Source organism: Streptomyces sp. NPDC001858 (genome assembly GCF_053594615.1).
This window is the reverse complement of record NZ_JBSFEV010000006.1, coordinates 133,833-149,881: the sequence shown is the minus strand read 5'-3', so window position 1 is coordinate 149,881 and position 16,049 is coordinate 133,833. Positions and strand designations below refer to the sequence as shown.

The following is a 16,049-nucleotide window of genomic DNA, read 5'->3' as shown; positions in this document are numbered from 1 at the left end:
TTGGACAGGCGGCGTGCGCCAGGTCGGACGTACAGCGGTGTCGCGGCGGTGTCACGGCGGTGCGCTGAACGCGCCGGGTCGGGTTCCCGTACTGACGACAGACCGTTACCGCGCCGGCCGAGGAGACGTCCCCGATGCCCCGCACGACCGCACACCGCACCGCAGCCCTGGCGGCCGCCGCCGTGAGCCCGCTCCTGCTGGCCCTGTGGGCCGCAGGACCGGCCCAGGCGCACGGCGCCCCGACGGATCCGACCAGCCGCGTGTACGCCTGCTCCCCCGAGGGCGGCGCCGCCGCCGAGTCCGCCGCCTGCCGGGCGGCCGTCGACGCCAACGGCACCTCCTTCGCCGCCTGGGACAACCTGCGGGTCGCGAACGTGAACGGCCGCGACCGGCAGACCGTCCCCGACGGAGAGTTGTGCAGCGGCGGTCTGGCCGCCTACAAGGGCCTCGACCTCGCCCGCGCCGACTGGCCGTCGACCCGGCTCTCCCCCGGCGGCACCCTGAAGATGACGTACGCGTCGACGATCCCGCACACCGGCACGTTCAAGCTGTATCTGACGAAGCCGGGGTACGACCCGTCGGAACCGCTTACCTGGGCTGATCTGCCGGAACGTCCGTTCGCCCAGATCAAGGACCCTGCGCTGACCGACGGCGCCTACCACCTCACGGCAAAACTCCCGGTCGACCGGACGGGACGTCAGCTGCTGTACACGATCTGGCAGAACACCAGCACGCCCGACACGTACTACTCGTGCTCGGACGTGGTGTTCCCGGAAGCGGTTTCGGAAAACAAGCCGGGAGGCGCGGCGGAGAGCACGCCGACGACGAAAGCACCTGTTTCGGCCACCTCCAAGGCGTCCACGAGCCCGACGCCGACCCCGGCATCGGCGTCCGTCAGCGCGTCGGCTTCGGCGGCCTCGGACGACGCGGCCGCCCAGGCCGCCGCGGCCACATCCGAAAGCTCCCCGGTGGCGTCCGCGACCGGGGCAGGCTCGGGGCCGTCCGCACCGATGCTGGCGAGCGGCGCCGCGGCGGTGTTGGCGCTCACCGGCGGCGCCGCACTGTTCGTGCGCCTGCGCCGACGCTGAACGTCGTACGTCCGCACGGGCGCACGCCTGCACGGCCGCTCCGCCGTCCCCATGCGGCGCGGCCGTGCAGACGTCAGCGATCCGCTGTCCGGACGACAGCGATCAGTCGACAGTCATCGGTCGACGGCGATCAGTTGACGGTGACGACCTCGCCCGCGCCGGTCACCGGGGCGTACTTGGCGGTGAAGTAGCCGGCCGCGGGGCAGAGGATCGAACCGGACGACCGGGCGAACGCCTGGTTGGCGAAGGCGATGCTGTTGTCGGCGTTGCTCGCCGTTCCGACCAGGCCGGAGGACTGGTAGACGCAGGTGACGCTGCCCAGCAGGGTGCGCAGTACGACCGTGGTCTGGACGGCGGAACCGGTCGGCGGGGTGACGGTGACCGTGCCGTCCGAGGCCACCGTGGTGGCCCACGGCAGGTTGTTGACGGTGATGCTGGTGACACCGGTGACGCCGACGACGTTCGAGGTGCAGCTGCTGAAGGTCTGCGCGGTGAGCGACTCGGTGGCGGTGCCGGGCGCGGTGGGGTTGTCGGTGACCGTGGCGGTGAACCCGGACGTGGCACAGGTGATGCCGGTGGTGCCGGTCGCGCTGTTGTACAGCGTTGCGGTGGTGCCGCTGGCCAGGGACGCGTTGAGGACGGTGCCGACGGCGACGTCGCCGCTGGCGGTCGTCAGGACCGCGCCGGCCGCGGAGGCCGGGCTGACGGCCGTGAGGGAGAGGGCTGCGACGGTGCCTGCGAGGGCGAGGAGGGTGCGGGGGCGGGTGCGCATGCGGTGCCTCTTTCTCAAGTGGGGTCTTGCAGAGGGGAGTTGGAATCCCTGGGGACTCAGGGGATTCAGGTATTCAGGGGATTCATGGGATGCAGGGGATCGGTGGATTCACGGGTCTCGAGGAGCCTCGAGGGGTCTCGAGTGGGTGACTCCTCGGGAGTTGCTCGGTACGAGCTGAACCAGCGGATCGCTTGTCGCGGCCTGGAGGGACGCGGGTGGGCGTCCGCCGCTGCCGGCCCGTGACGCCTTCTCCGTACGTGACGGACCGGCAACGGCAGCCTGCCGGTGAACCGGCCGAAGGCACTGGTGAGTGACTCCGGCCGGGGCCGGGCTGAAGGGGCGACCGGTCGTGGCCCGCGGGGGAAGCGGCCGTGCCGGTGCCATGGAGGGATCGAGCTCGGGACCGAGCGGCCCGTACTGGCTGAAATGGGTCCGGGAGCGCGGACAGTGCAGCCGCGCTGCGGATCCGGCGCCACGGATCCGGGCTGAGCCAGGAGAGTTGTAGACCTGCGCGTCAGTCAACGTCAAGGCCTAGAAAGGAAGTTGATGGTCCGACAGATATATGCAAGTGCTGGAGACGGGGGCGAGTGCGGGGCCGGCGGAACCTGCAGCCCACAGGCGGCACATAATGAACACTCTTTTTCCACATCTCCCTTGACCCGCCGATGTAACCATCGGTAACTTCCTCGGCGGCTACTGCTGCGTAACCTGAAAGTCCTTACGGCTTCCGGGAGTTGCGAGGAGGGTGCGCAGCAGCCGCTGTCCGCGCCAGGACAACGTGCCGCTGAAGCCCGACCCGCATCACTTAGCGCATGGGAGCAGACATGGCTTCGTCCTCGGACGTCACGTCGTCCGCAGACAACAACCCTGAAACCGGTTCCGCAGAGAGACGCGGCCAGGTCCGGCTGCGCCGGGCCGCCGTGATGGCGGTGCCCGCCACCTTCGTCGCCGCGACGCTCGCGGTCCTCACCGCACAGGGCGCCCTGGGAGTGCAGTTCGCGATCTCCGGGATGCCGTTCGTGGTCACCGCCGACCGACTCGACGGCGAAGGTTTCGCGCAGTTCGGCACGCTGGACCACATGATCGAGAACAGCCCCAACGAGGGTGACACCGGCGGCCAGGTCCTGGTCGTCACCTCGGTCGTGAAGAACGGCAAGATCACCAACATGTGCCAGAGCGTCGACCTCGGCGGCATCCAGCTCGTCCTCACCGCCGGCGGCGGGTCCACCCCGGTGAGCGTGAAGAACCTGGCGATCGACTCCGACGAGATCTCGGGCGACGCCGAGTTCAACAACATCGAGATCGGCCGGGACTCCAGCACCTTCGACAAGGTCCCGATCCAGGGCTCGCCGGGCGTCTACGGTCAGCAGGCCGACACGGTCGTCATCAAGAACCTGTACCAGCACAACTACGCGGCCACCGCCGCCGTGTTCAAGCTTCCCGGCCTGCACATGAGCTTCAAGAGCGAGGGCTGCCCGCAGTGACCTTCACCCAGTGGCGGGACGGCTTCCGGAAGTGGAGGGGCCAACGGCCCTTCGCGGGCGGCCTGCTGCTCGTCCTGGGCGGCGGCGAGATCCTGGTGACCATGAAGGCACCCCTTCCGGTCATCCTGCACGTCGGCATGCAGGGCCTGGCGGGCTACCTTCTGCCCACCCTGATGATGCTCTGCGGACTGCTGATCATCTTCAACCCGGCCCAACGGCTGTTCTACTCGATCATCGCCATCCTGCTCTCCCTGGGCACCTGGCTCACCTCGAACATCGGCGGCTTCGTCATCGGCCTCACGATGGGCGTCGTGGGCAGTTCCATCGCCTTCGGATGGTTGCCCGACCAGGAGCCGCGCAAGATCCGTCGTCAGCGGCGCAAACAGGCGCGGGCGACGGAGCGGAAGGCGGACGCAGTTCTGCAGGGCGGATCCCTGCCCGAGGCGGGGGGACCCGCCTGACTCGGGGCCGGGGCCACGCCCGGCACGGACGTACGTGAACGACACCGGCGGGGCCGGGACGACCTGCGCACAGCGGGCCGCTCCCGGCCCCGCCGATCTGTGCGCCGCAGGTCTGGGTGCCGCCCGCAGGTCTGGGTGCCTCAGGTCCGGTGCCTCAGAGCTGTGTGCCGCCGTTCTGTGTGCCGCCGGTCTCGATGCCGCTCCCTCACTCGAACAGGTGACTTGGGAACTTCTTTGCCTCCGCGAGGAGTTCAGCGAAAAGATCACTGCAATGGGTTCGACGTGAAGGAGCGACACCGCCATGGTGTTCAAACGGCTGCTCGGGGCTATCGGCATAGGCGGCCCCTCGGTGGACACGGTCCTCGACGGCGGGGCGGTGCTGCCCGGCGGAGCGCTGTCGGGGCAGGTCCACCTCCGGGGCGGCGGTGCGGCCGTGGAGATCGAGGAGATCGGCCTGGAGCTCGTCGCGCGCGTCGAGGCGGAGCACGAGGAGGGCGAGAGCGAGGGCGTCGTCGCCTTCGAGCGATACGTCGTGGGCGGCGGCTTCCGGCTGGGCGAGGACGAAGAGCGCAGGGTGCCGTTCACGGTCGCGGTGCCGTGGGAGACGCCGGTCACCGAGCTCTACGGTCAGCCGCTGGGCGTCGTCCTGGGCGTGCGCACCGAGCTCGTGGTGGCCGACGCCCGCGACCGCGGCGATCTCGACCCGCTCACGGTCCGTCCGCTGCCGGTGCAGGAGGCCGTCCTCGAAGCGCTCGGGCAGCTGGAGTTCGGCTTCCGCTCCGCCGACCTGGAGCACGGTCGCATCGGCGGCACGGGGCAACGGCTCCCCTTCTACCAGGAGATCGAGCTCACGCCTCCCGCGCGGTACGCGCACGCGGTGACCGAGATCGAGCTGACGTTCCTCGCCACACCGTCCGGCCTGGAGGTCGTGCTGGAGGCCGACAAGCGTGGCGGCCCGCTCACCCCCGGGCACGACGCCCTGACCCGCTTCACCGTGCGCCACGAGGACGTCGCCGTCCTCGACTGGAACAGCGAGGTCGACGGCTGGATACGCCGGCTGACCGAGCATCGCGAGGCCTACGGCGCTCAGGCGTACGTCCACGCCGGGCCGCACACCGACGGCGGATCCGGCCTGGGCACGGCCGTTGCCGCGGGCGCAGCGGGGCTGGCCGTGGGGGTCGTCGGCGGCATGGTCGCGGCCGAAGCGGTCGACGAGATCGGTGACTTCCTCGAAGGAGAGGAAGAGGAGGAAGAAGAGGCGGCAGAAGAGGAGCAAGAAGGGTGAGGAACGTGGGCGAGGACTGAGACGGGCCGGCCGACGTCGTCCGGGGCCTTCGGCGCGCGGTCGCGGAAGGCTCCCCGGTACGGGGCTTCCCTCCGCCGCAGGCACCTGCTTCTGGGCGGCCGCGGCGAAGAAATCCCATTCTCGGTTCAACCGACGTCCGACGGTGGGAGGTTGAGACACATGAGCAGCGATGAGACGGAAATCGACGGTCACAACGCCATCGACACCGGGACGGCGCACTCCGCACGGATCTACGACTACATCATCGGCGGCAAGGACCACTTCCCCGCGGACCGCGAGGCGGGCGACTCGATGGTGCGCGAGTGGCCCGCGCTCCCCGTCCACATGCGCGCCAACCGCGACTTCATGAACCGCGCGGTGCGCCACCTCGCCCAGGAGGCGGGGATACGTCAGTTCCTCGACATCGGCAGCGGCATTCCCACCTCCCCCAACATCCACGAGATCGTCCAGGCCGCGGCCCCCGACGCCAGGGTGGTCTACGTCGACAACGACCCGCTCGTGCTCGCCCTGTCCCGGGACCTGGTGCGCAGCACGCCCGAGGGCCGCACGGCGTACCTGAAGGCGGACATGCGCGACCCGGCGGGCATCCTGGCCGCGCCCGAGTTCCGCGACACCTTGGATCTGGACCGGCCCGTCGCCCTCACCGTCATCGCGATCGTCCACTTCCTGCTCGACGAGCACGACGCCGTCGGCATCGTCCGCCGCCTTCTCGATCCGCTGCCGTCGGGCAGCCACCTGGCCATGTCCATAGGCACCGCGGACTTCGCGCCCGAGGAAGTCGGTCGGGTCGCCCGTGAGTACGCGGCCCGTGGCCTGCCGATGCGGCTGCGCACCCACGCGCAGGCGGCGGAGTTCTTCACGGGGCTCGACCTCGTCGACCCCGGCATCGTCCAGGTCCACCACTGGCGCCCGGACGGCACAGGCACGGAGGTGCTCCGCGACGAGGACATCGCCATGTACGGGGCAGTGGCCCGCAAGCCTTGACCACTCCCCCCGGCCGCTCTCGATCCGCTCGGTACGCTCGATCCGCTCGGTACCCTCCCGGCACGCTCTGCGCACCCGTCGCACGCGCACCGCGGAGACCGTAGAGATTGACGATCAGTCAATTCACCTGCGGACATGTACCGCTCCGTCCCGGAGTCCGCGCTCCGGATCACAATGCGGGAGCAGCGCTTCACACCCGGTGGTTGCTCACTTGACTACCAGCGGTCACACACGGTTGGCTCCGAGCCAACGCATATCTCTCTCGCCGGTGCGCACCCCTCGTTCCGGCGGCGCTCGCCCCGTCCTCCTGCTCTGCCGCACAGCGAGGTGCAGCCCCCCATGAACACTCCCCTCCCCGCTCCAGCATCTCCCGCTTTCCCCACCTCTCCCACTTCTTTCGGATCCCTCGGGTCCGTGCGTCTCGCGGCCCTGGCCGCGGCCTGCTGTCTGCTCCTCGCCGGCTGCTCCGGCGGCACGTCGTCCGGCTCGGACGCGGACGGGGCGGGCCGGTCGGGCGACCGGATCAAGATCGCCCTGGTCACCCACGGCGCCGAGGGCGACGCCTTCTGGGAGCTGGTGCGCAAGGGCGCCGAGGCGGCGGCCGCCAAGGACGGCGTCGATCTGACCTACGCCAGCGACTCCGACGGCGCCGGACAGGCCGAGCTGGTGCGGGACGCGATCCGGGACCGGGTCGACGGCATCGCGGTGACGCTGGCCAAGCCGCAGGTCATGAAGGCTCCGGTGAGCGAGGCCAAGGCGGCCGGCATACCCGTGGTCGGCCTCAACTCCGGTATCGACGCCTGGCAGTCCGCGGGGCTCCTGGAGTTCTTCGGCCAGGACGAGAGCGTCGCGGGCCGTGCGGTCGGGGACAAACTCGACGGCCTCGGCGCGAAGCACGCCCTGTGCGTCATCCACGAGCAGGGCAACATCGGCCTGGAAGCGCGCTGCGCGGGCGTGAAGAAGACGTTCACCGGCGAGACGCAGATGCTCTACGTCGACGGAACGGACATGGACGCGATGACCACCGCCGTGCGGGCACGTCTCCAGCAGGACCCGGACATCGACGAAGTCATCGCCAACGGGGCCCAGTTCGCGCTCGCCGCGGTGAAGGCGGCGGGGCAGGCGAGCAGCAAGGCCAAGGTCGCCACCTTCGACCTCAACAAGGACCTGGTCGCGGCCGTCCGCAACGGCAAGGTGCAGTTCGCCGTGGACCAACAGCCGTATCTCCAGGGCTACCTGGCCGTGGACGCGCTCTGGCTCTACAAGACCAACGGCAACTTCAGCGGCGGCGGTGTGGCCCCCGTGCTGACCGGCCCGGCCTTCGTCACGAAGACGAACGTCGCCGAAGTCGCCCGCTTCGCCGCCGCCGGAACCCGTTGACCCGGAACCCGTTGACCAGGCTGCTCCCCCGCTCCCCGCTCCCCCGCTCTCCCGGCCCTCTCCCTCTCCCTCCCCCTCCCCCGCAGATCGCTCTAGGACGACTATGTCTCCACGGACAGGCGCCCGGCGCCGCCGTCTCGGCTCCATACGTCTCTCCCTGATCCTCCTCGCGCTGGTGCCCAGCGTCACGCTCACCGCCATGTGGGGTGTGACGACGACCCAGATGTTCACGGAGGGGCTTCGGCTGCGCGATCAGACCGAACTGAGCCGGTCGACCGGCGCGATGGGCACCGAGGCGACGCTCGCGCTGCAGCAGGAACGCAGTCTGTCGGCCGTCTGGCTGACCTCGCCCGACGGCTCCCGGGCCGCGCTGGAGGCGCAGCGCACGAAGACGGACGCGGCGGTCGCCAAACTGGTCGGCCGGGCGGACGACATCCAGCGGGCGCCCGCCCGCGTCAGGGAACGGCTCTACTCGGTCGTCGCCTCCGCGGGCAGCCTGGAGTACTACCGGGGCCAGGTGGACGACCCCACCGACATCACCGCCGCTCAGGCCCTGGACCAGTACACCTCCATCATCGACGACCAGATCCACGCCTTCCAGGAACTGTCCCAGGTCGACGACGGCGACCTCACCTCGCAGGCCGGCCCGCTCGTCGCCCTGGAGCACGCCGCCGAGCTGGTCTCCGAGGAGGACCTCACTCTCACCCTGGCCGGGCCTGAGGGGCGGATGGACGAGAAGGCGTGGTCCGAGTTCGCGCAGCTGGTGCACTCACGCCGCTGGCTGGTGCAGGACCAGATCGTGCCCTCGCTCACCGGTGTCGCCAAGACGCAGACCGAGAAGATCCTGACGAGCTACCAGTGGCAGATCCTGGAGTCCATCGAGGACAAGGTGCTCGCGGCCCGCGCGAAACCGAGCGAAACCGGTGACATCGTGTTGCCGGACGTGCAGAAACAGTGGCGCGCCGCACTCATCGACGTTTCCAACCAGTACTCGGCGCTGATCCGGCAGCAGACCACGGCACTGCTGCAGCGCAGCGCGGACGACGCGCGCGGTCTGCTGATCACGGCCGCCTCGCTCAGCGCCGGCGGTCTCGTCGCCCTGCTGGTGTGCGTCGGCATGTCCTGGCGGATCACCCGCTCGCTGTCTCGGCGGCTGCGCGGGCTGCGGATGGCGACGCTGAGCCTGGCGCACGAACGGCTCCCGGACGTGGTGGCCCGGCTGGACCGGGGCGAGACCGTCGACGTGGACGCGGAGACCCCGCCGCTGGACTACGGCAGCGACGAACTCGGGCAGGTCGCCAAGGCGTTCAACACCGCCCAGCGCACCGCCGTCCTCACCGCGGTCGAACTCGCCGACACCCGGCGCGGCTTCCAGAAGGTCATCCTGGGCATCGCCCGGCAGAGCCAGAACCTGGTCAACCTCCAGCTCAGCAAGCTCGACGCGCTGGAGCGCCGGCACCAGGACCCGGACGTCCTCAACGGTCTGTACGAACTGGACTCCACGGCAAGCCAGTTGCGCCGCTACGAGGAGAACCTCGTCATCATCAGCGGCGGGCGGCCGGGCCGCAGCTGGGCGGAGCCGGTGGCGCTGATCGACATCCTGCGCAGCGCCGTCGGGGAGGTCGCGGAGTACCGGCGGGTGGAGGTGCACACCGAGGAAGAGGTGTACATCGCGCCGCCCGCCGTGGCGGACGTCATCCATCTGCTCGCCGAGCTCATCGACAACGCGACCTCCTACTCGCCGGCGCCCGGTCCGGTCGGGGTGAGGGCCGCGCTGGTGGCGAGGGGCCTGGCGATCGAGGTCGAGGACCGCGGCCTCGGGATGTCCGAGGAGGACTACGTCTCGTTCAACGCCCAGTTGGCGGTCCCGCCCCAGTTCGACGTGGTCGCGCTCGCCGACGACCTGCGGCTGGGCATGTTCGTGATCGCCCGGCTCGCGACCCGGCACGGCATCGCCGTGACCCTGCGCTCCTCGCCGTACGGCGGGACCACGGCGATCGTGCTGGTCCCGGACGAGATCGTGGTCCGCGAGGCGCCGACCGCCGAAACCCCTGCGGCACAGCTCTCCCGCGGACCGCGAACCGCCGGCCCCCGCACGCCGGAGACAGCCCTCCCGTCACCGGAACCGAACACTCCTGGCGCACCTGGCACATCTGGCACATCTGGCACACCGGACGCGGTGCGGGGGGCCTCGGGCTCCGGCGAGGCGGAGGACATATCCGGTCCGGAGCGGGAGCCCGGCAGCACCGGCCCGGAGCGGGAGCCCGGCAGCTCCGGTCCCGAGCAGGAACACTCGTCCCGCCCGGCGCAGAAGGCCGCCTCCGCCCCGGATTTCGACCCACCCGCCCCGCCGCCCTCCGACTCGCCCTCCAACGGCGAGCGGACGTCCGACACCGCACCCGCCCCATCACCCGCCGCGGCAAGCGGGGCGGCGGCACGCGGTGCGGCGTCGCCCCAGGCCACCGGCGCGCCGACCGCCCGCCGCGACGGCCTCGTCCCGCTCCCCCGCCGAATCCCCCAGACCAGCCTCGCCACCGAGTTGCGCGAGGACTCAACGTCCGCCGCTTCCGCCGCGTCCGTCGAGGAAGACGGTTACCCCGACGACTTCACCGCAGAGCGCGCCGCCTCTTCCCTCGGCGGTTTCCAGCGCGGCACGCTGCGGGCACACGCCGACGCCGACGAGCCGGAGCCCTGCCCGCAGGACGCGACCGCCGAGGACGACGTCCCCGGCCCGCCGGTCGCCGCCGCAGGCCTCCCCCAGACCCCGACACCGCCCGCCGACCGCTCATGAAGGACACCGCGATGACACACTCCGTCCCTGGCACGAACTCCCAGCTCGACCAGCTGCTCACCGGTCTCGTGGACCGGGTCGCCGACGTGAACCAGGCCGTCGTGCTCTCCGAGGACGGGTTGGTGGTCAGCAAGTCCACCGGTTTCCTGCGTGAGGACGCCGAGCGGCTGGCGGCGACGGCGTCCGGCCTGATGAGTCTCAGCAAGGGCGTGAGCATGGATTTCCGCGGCGGCCCGGTGCGCCAGGCACTCATCGAGATGGCCAACACCTATCTGATCCTGACGTCGGCCGGCCCGGGGGCCCATCTCGTCGTGCTGGCCGGTAAGAACGCCGACGTCGGCGTGGTGGCGTACCAGATGAACATGCTGGTGAAGAAGATCGGCGAGCACCTCAGTGCGGCGCCGCGGGCCCATGTCGGTCCCGCCGTCCGCACCAACGGCGGGTGAGGTGAGCGGAGGCGACGAAGCGGGCCGACTCGTCCGGCCGTTCACTCTCACCGGTGGGCGGACCCGGCCCAGCCGCGCCGACTTCACGCTCATCACGACGGTCACCGCGGTCGACCCGCCGCCCGAGCGGGCCGCCCGGCCGCAGCCGGAACACGCCCGGATCCTGCGGCTGTGCGCCCGGCCGGTCGCGGTGGCGGAACTCGCGGCCCATCTCGACCTGCCGGTCAGCGTGGTCGTCATCATGCTCTGCGATCTGCTGGAGGCGGGCCTGATCACGGCCCGGCCGCCGCGTCCCGTCACCGGCACCCCGGACCTGGACCTGTTGCAGAAAGTGAGGGACGGCCTTGGCCAGATCTGATCCCGCCGTTTCCGACACCGTTTCCACTGCCGCTTCCGAAACCGCTTCCGAAACCGCTTCCACAGCCATCTCCGACGCCGGCTCCGACGGCGCTTCCGAAACCGCTTCCGACACCGTTTCCGCCGCCGACTCGGCAGCGGCGCCCGACGCGGTGAAGATCCTCATCGCCGGCGGTTTCGGCGTCGGCAAGACCACCATGGTCGGCGCGGTCAGCGAGATCGCGCCGTTGCGCACGGAGGAGCCGCTGACCGTCGCCGGGCTGGACGTCGACGACCTGAAGGGCATCGAGGAGAAACGGTCCACGACCGTGGCCCTCGACTTCGGGCGGATCACGATCGGCGCCGACCTGGTGCTGTATCTCTTCGGCACGCCCGGCCAGCAGCGGTTCTGGTTCATGTGGAACGACCTGGCGATCGGCGCGCTCGGGGCGGTGGTCCTCATCGACGTGCGCAGGCCGGAGTCCAGCTTCGCCGCGATCGACTTCTTCGAACGCCGGGGCATCCCCTTCGTCGTGGCCGTAAACGGTTTCGACGGACTGCATCCCTATCCCACGGAGGAGATCAGGGAGTCGCTGGCGCTGCCGGAGCACATTCCGGTGCTGCTGTGCGACGCGCGGGAGCGGGAGTCGAGCCGGGACGTACTGATCGCCCTGATCGACCGGCTGATCGACGACGTCACACCGCCTCGACCGAGCCCGACGCACTGATCCCACGCCGCCCGCCGCCTGACCACCCTCACCACTCTCACCGCCCCCAACGCCCTCACCGCTTGGCTGCGCGCCTGGTGCCGCCGGGGTAGACCGAGCGCGACCCGTCAACGGCGCCCGCGGGCGTTGAGTCGGGCGGCCTGGCGCGTCAGGTGGTCGCGCTCGGCGAGGTTGGGTGCCTTGTGGGCCGCCTCGGCGTACAGCCGTGCCGCCGTCGCCAGGTCGCCGTCGCGCTCGTGGAGGTATGCCGCCACCGCGGCGTGGCGAGGCAGTGCGGTGTCCAGCGCGGCGAGCTCCGCCAGGCCGGCGCGCGGTCCGTCGGCCTCCCCGACCGCGACCGCGCGGTTGAGCCGGACGACCGGGCTGTCGGTCAGGCGCGTGAGCTCGTCGTACCACTCGACGATCTGCACCCAGTCGGTCTCCTCGGCGGTGGGCGCGTCGGCGTGGAGGGCGGCGATGGCGGCCTGCGCCTGGAACTCGCCCAGCCGGTCGCGGGCCAGCGCCGCCTGGAGGATCCCGACGCCCTCGGCGATCGACGCCGTGTCCCATCGTCCGCGGTCCTGCTCGGCGAGCGGCACCAGGCTGCCGTCGGGTGCGGTCCGGGCGGCGCGCCGGGCGTGGTGGAGCAGCATGAGGGCGAGCAGCCCGGCCACCTCGGGGTGGTCGATCGCGGCCGCGAGCTGCCGGGTGAGCCGGATGGCCTCGGCGGCGAGGTCGACGTCGCCGGAGTAGCCCTCGTTGAAGACGAGGTAGAGGACGCGCAGCACGGTGGCGACGTCGCCGGGCTGGTCGAACCGGACGTCGGAGACGGTGCGCTTGGCCCGGCTGATGCGTTGCGCCATGGTCGCCTCGGGCACCAGGTAGGCCTGGGCGATCTGGCGGGTGGTGAGGCCGCCGACGGCGCGCAGGGTGAGCGCGACCGCGGACGCCGGGGTCAGCGACGGGTGGGCGCACAGGAAGTAGAGCTGGAGCGTGTCGTCCGCCTCGGGCGCGGTCCCGGGCGCGGGTTCCTCGTCGACGAGGTCCTCCCGCCGGCGGCGGGCGGCGTCCGCCCGCCGCGCGTCGAGGAACTTGTGCCAGGCGACGGTGACCAGCCAGCCCTTCGCATCCCGCGGAGGGTCGGCCGGCCAGACGCGGACCGCCTGGAGCAGGGCGTCCTGCACGGCGTCCTCGGCCGCCGCGAAGTCGGCCCCGCGGTGGACGAGGATCGCGAGCACACCGGGGGTGAGGCTGCGCAGCAGTGCCTCGTCCATGGCTGGGATCACTCCGTGACGGTGGGCGGCTCGGTCAGGAAGGGGCGCAGCTCCAGCCACTCGTGGATGGGTTCCCCGCCCGCTCCCGGGGCGGCGGACAGCTCTCCGGCCAGTTCGAGGGCGCGCTCGTAGGTGTCGACGTCGATGACCATCCACCCGGCGATGAGGTCCTTGGTCTCGGCGAACGGGCCGTCGGTGACCGGCGGGCGGCCCTCGCCGTCGTACCGGACGAACGTGCCGCCGGGGGCGAGCGCCTGGCCGTCGACGAACTCGCCGGTCCCTTCGAGCCGGGTCGCGAAGTCGCGCATGTACTGCACGTGGGCCGAGATCTCCTCCGGCGTCCACTTCTCCATCGGCACGTCGTTGACCGCCGCCGGGGCGCCACGGTAGTGCTTGAGCAGCAGGTACTTGGCCATCGTGTCTCTCCTCGCTGGTGCGACCCCTTGTGGTCGCGTTCATGGCAGGGACGGAGCCGGTCACGGGTTCTCGACATCGCCGTGCGATTTTTTTCTTTCCGTTTCCAACGATCGGCGTCGGGAGCGGGTGCGCAAGGCGACAGGGCCGTCCACCTGCGCGCCGAGGTTCGCGACAGAAGGAAACTCTCGGAACACGAGAGCAGGCGACCTTCAGCACCTGTCAGCGGGCCCCGGCGGCTCGCAGCACGGAAACGGTTTCCGGATGTGGTCCCGCGGTCGCCCATTCGAGGGGTGTCCGCCCGGTGCCGTGGTCCTCGCGGAGGTTGGGGTCGGCACCGTGGGCGAGGAGAGTGCGGACCGTCTCGGTGGAGCCCCAACAGGCCGCCGCGCACAGGGGCGTTCCCTCGGCGCCGACTCCCGCGCTCTCGGCGTCCGGCGGCGCACCGGCCTCGAGCAGTACGCGTGCCATGTCGGCGGCGCCCTGAACGCTCGCCGCGTACAGCGGAGTCGTGCCGTCGGCATCGGCTGCGGCCGGATCGGCGCCGGCCCGAAGCAACAGCTCGACCTCGGCGGCTTCCTCGCACATCACCGCCGCCACCAGACGCTCCGTCAGTTTCTTCTGGCGTTTCTTCTGCCGTCTCCTGTTCACGGACGCCGAGACTAGGCCCTGCCGAGCGGCGAAGGCGTCAGGTTTTCCGTCGGACCGTCCGTCGGACTCTCGTCCGGACTCCCCGTCGGACTCCCCGTCGGACTTTCCGTCGGACTCCCCGTCGACTTTCCGTCGGGCTCTCTGGCGGGCTCTCCGTCGGGTGTTCCATCGGCCACGCACAGACACAGGGCGGAAAACCGCCAAGCGTGTCGCAGTGATTGACCTGTTCCACTCCCGCCCCTACCTTCTGACCGACTCGCCGAACCTAGTTCGAGATTTCGAACCTCTCATGCACTCGAACGATCGGTCGGCGTCAATGGGCCCCGCATCCCCTGGAGCGCACATGACCCCGAACCCCTCCCGTCGCCTCTTCCTCGGAGCGGCCGCTTCCGTCCCCGCGGCTCTCACCCTCGGCGTCCCTGCGGCCCACGCGGCCGACTCCGCGTACGTGATGAGCTACTTCACCGAGTCGACGAGCCTCGGCCTCGGCACCGACTACGGCCTCCACCTCGCCGTGAGCACGGACGGTCTGCGCTGGATGCCGCTGAACCAGAACAACCCGGTCGTCACGCCGACCGAGGGCGCGCTGGGGCTGCGCGACCCGTTCATCCTGCGCAAGCAGGACGGCACCTTCGTGGTGCTCGCCACCGACCTCAAGGGCACCGACTGGAGTTACGTCAGTCAGTACGTCCATGTGTGGAACTCGACCGACCTGCGCACCTTCACCGGATACCACCGGCTGAAGCTGCACGAGCTGAACACCCACAGCTGGGCGCCGGAGGCGTTCTGGGACGCGGGGCGCGGGCAGTACGCGCTCATCTACTCCGCCGTCGACGACAGCGGCCACAACGTGCTGATGGTCAACTACACCACCGACTTCGTCACGGCCTCAGCGCCCCAGGTCTTCTTCGACCCCGGGTACGACGTGATCGACGGCGACATGGCCGTGGGCGTGAACGGCGTGAACTACCTCTACTTCAAGAAGGACCAGACGCTGGTGGGCGCGCGGTCCGCCTCCCTCGACCCGGGCAGCTTCACGGTCTTCAACACGGGCGTCGCGCACGGGGGCACCGAGGCGCCGACCCTGGTCAAGTCCCTCACGTCCGGAAACTGGTGGCTCTGGGGTGACACGTACACCCCCAACGGCGTGTTCTACGCCTGGCAGTCCACGGACCTGTCGGCGGGCACCTGGACGGCTCTCGACCAGAAGACCTACACCCAGCCGGTCAACTCCAAGCACTGCGGCATCACGACGATCACCAGCACCCAGTACAGCAACCTCGTCGCGCACTGGGGCGCTCCGGCCTGGAACCGACTCAAGTCCTACAACTACCCGGACCGTTACGTCCGCCACTCCGACTACGTCGGCCGCATCGACACGTACCCCTTCGACCTGTACACGGACTCGCAGTGGAAGCTCGTGCCCGGCCTGGCCGACAGCTCCGGGGTCTCCTTCCAGTCGGTGAACTACCCGACCCGCTACCTGCGGCACTACAACTACCAGGTCCGACTCGACGTCAACGACGGCACGTCGACGTTCGCCGGGGACGCGACCTTCTCCCGGACGGCGGGCCTGGCGGACGCCGGCTGGTCGTCGTTCCGCTCGTACAACAACCCGACCCGCTACCTCCGGCACTCGAACTACGTGCTGCGCATCGACCCGATCTCGACGGCCACGGAGCAGCAGGACGCGACGTTCTACGTGGGCTACTGACTCGCGCGGGCCCGGCGGACGGGGAGCAGCGCGCCGGCGGTCCGCGAGGATCGGACGGCCCCCTCGCGGACCAGCGAGTCCACAACAGGGCCCGAACAAGGCCCGAACAAGGCCGCACCGTCGGTGAGCGATCGGCTCGCCGACGGTGCGGGTGGTTCCATGCAGGACGATCCGGGCGCCCACGCGGTGCGGGGTGACCCGGTCCGGTCCGTTTGCTGTTGTGTCCGGCAGTCCAGTGGTC

Annotated in this window: 15 protein-coding genes; 11 read left to right on the top strand and 4 right to left on the bottom strand. The window is 70.5% G+C overall.

Translation table 11 applies throughout. The features are described 5' to 3' along the window. Positions 1-134 precede the first annotated feature (134 nt). Positions 135-1,088, top strand: coding sequence for a lytic polysaccharide monooxygenase (locus tag ACWCPF_RS11050; RefSeq protein ID WP_451044693.1), 954 nt, complete (start codon positions 135-137; stop codon positions 1,086-1,088). Positions 1,089-1,218: 130 nt separating this feature from the next. Here ACWCPF_RS11050 and ACWCPF_RS11045 read toward each other — a convergent pair whose 3' ends face one another. Beyond that, positions 1,219-1,860: a Tat pathway signal sequence domain protein gene (locus ACWCPF_RS11045; protein ID WP_451044692.1), complete on the bottom strand. Its 642-nt coding sequence runs from the start codon at positions 1,858-1,860 to the stop codon at positions 1,219-1,221. An 824-nt stretch (positions 1,861-2,684) separates the two neighbouring features. Between ACWCPF_RS11045 and ACWCPF_RS11040 the strand changes: the two genes are divergently transcribed. The 9 genes from ACWCPF_RS11040 (at position 2,685) to ACWCPF_RS11000 (ending at position 11,776) form a co-directional block, all read left to right on the top strand. Further along, positions 2,685-3,344, top strand: coding sequence for a DUF6230 family protein (locus ACWCPF_RS11040; RefSeq protein ID WP_451044691.1), 660 nt, complete (start codon positions 2,685-2,687; stop codon positions 3,342-3,344). Continuing rightward, a complete protein-coding gene (locus tag ACWCPF_RS11035) occupies positions 3,341-3,805 on the top strand; it encodes a DUF6114 domain-containing protein (RefSeq protein WP_451044690.1) in 465 nt (154 codons plus the stop codon). Before ACWCPF_RS11040 ends, ACWCPF_RS11035 begins: the two co-directional genes overlap by 4 nt. Positions 3,806-4,106: 301 nt before the next feature. After that, positions 4,107-5,090 (top strand): sporulation protein, encoded by a 984-nt coding sequence (locus ACWCPF_RS11030; RefSeq protein WP_451044689.1) that lies wholly within the window; start codon positions 4,107-4,109, stop codon positions 5,088-5,090. Positions 5,091-5,270: 180 nt separating this feature from the next. Then, on the top strand, positions 5,271-6,095 hold the full coding sequence (locus ACWCPF_RS11025) for an SAM-dependent methyltransferase (protein ID WP_451044688.1): 825 nt from the start codon (positions 5,271-5,273) through the stop codon (positions 6,093-6,095). A 339-nt stretch (positions 6,096-6,434) separates the two neighbouring features. Further along, positions 6,435-7,475: a substrate-binding domain-containing protein gene (locus ACWCPF_RS11020; protein WP_451044687.1), complete on the top strand. Its 1,041-nt coding sequence runs from the start codon at positions 6,435-6,437 to the stop codon at positions 7,473-7,475. A 103-nt stretch (positions 7,476-7,578) separates the two neighbouring features. Next, entirely contained in the window at positions 7,579-10,266 is a 2,688-nt protein-coding gene (locus tag ACWCPF_RS11015) for a sensor histidine kinase (protein ID WP_451044686.1), read from the top strand. An 11-nt stretch (positions 10,267-10,277) separates the two neighbouring features. Further along, positions 10,278-10,712, top strand: coding sequence for a roadblock/LC7 domain-containing protein (locus tag ACWCPF_RS11010; RefSeq protein WP_451044685.1), 435 nt, complete (start codon positions 10,278-10,280; stop codon positions 10,710-10,712). A gap of 1 nt (position 10,713) precedes the next feature. Then, on the top strand, positions 10,714-11,070 hold the full coding sequence (locus ACWCPF_RS11005; protein WP_451044684.1) for a DUF742 domain-containing protein: 357 nt from the start codon (positions 10,714-10,716) through the stop codon (positions 11,068-11,070). 151 nt (positions 11,071-11,221) lie between these two features. After that, positions 11,222-11,776 (top strand): GTP-binding protein, encoded by a 555-nt coding sequence (locus ACWCPF_RS11000; protein ID WP_451044683.1) that lies wholly within the window; start codon positions 11,222-11,224, stop codon positions 11,774-11,776. 107 nt (positions 11,777-11,883) lie between these two features. Here ACWCPF_RS11000 and ACWCPF_RS10995 read toward each other — a convergent pair whose 3' ends face one another. The 3 genes from ACWCPF_RS10995 to ACWCPF_RS10985 all read right to left on the bottom strand — a co-directional run bounded on the left by ACWCPF_RS10995 (position 11,884) and on the right by ACWCPF_RS10985 (position 14,274). Further along, a complete protein-coding gene (locus tag ACWCPF_RS10995) occupies positions 11,884-13,029 on the bottom strand; it encodes an RNA polymerase sigma factor (RefSeq protein WP_451044682.1) in 1,146 nt (381 codons plus the stop codon). A gap of 8 nt (positions 13,030-13,037) precedes the next feature. Further along, on the bottom strand, positions 13,038-13,445 hold the full coding sequence (locus tag ACWCPF_RS10990) for a YciI family protein (RefSeq protein WP_388386878.1): 408 nt from the start codon (positions 13,443-13,445) through the stop codon (positions 13,038-13,040). Positions 13,446-13,665: 220 nt separating this feature from the next. Then, on the bottom strand, positions 13,666-14,274 hold the full coding sequence (locus ACWCPF_RS10985) for an ankyrin repeat domain-containing protein (protein ID WP_451044681.1): 609 nt from the start codon (positions 14,272-14,274) through the stop codon (positions 13,666-13,668). A gap of 163 nt (positions 14,275-14,437) precedes the next feature. On the opposite strand from ACWCPF_RS10985, the gene ACWCPF_RS10980 reads away from it, so the two are divergent. Next, positions 14,438-15,808 (top strand): glycoside hydrolase family 43 protein, encoded by a 1,371-nt coding sequence (locus ACWCPF_RS10980; protein WP_451044680.1) that lies wholly within the window; start codon positions 14,438-14,440, stop codon positions 15,806-15,808. Positions 15,809-16,049 lie beyond the last annotated feature (241 nt).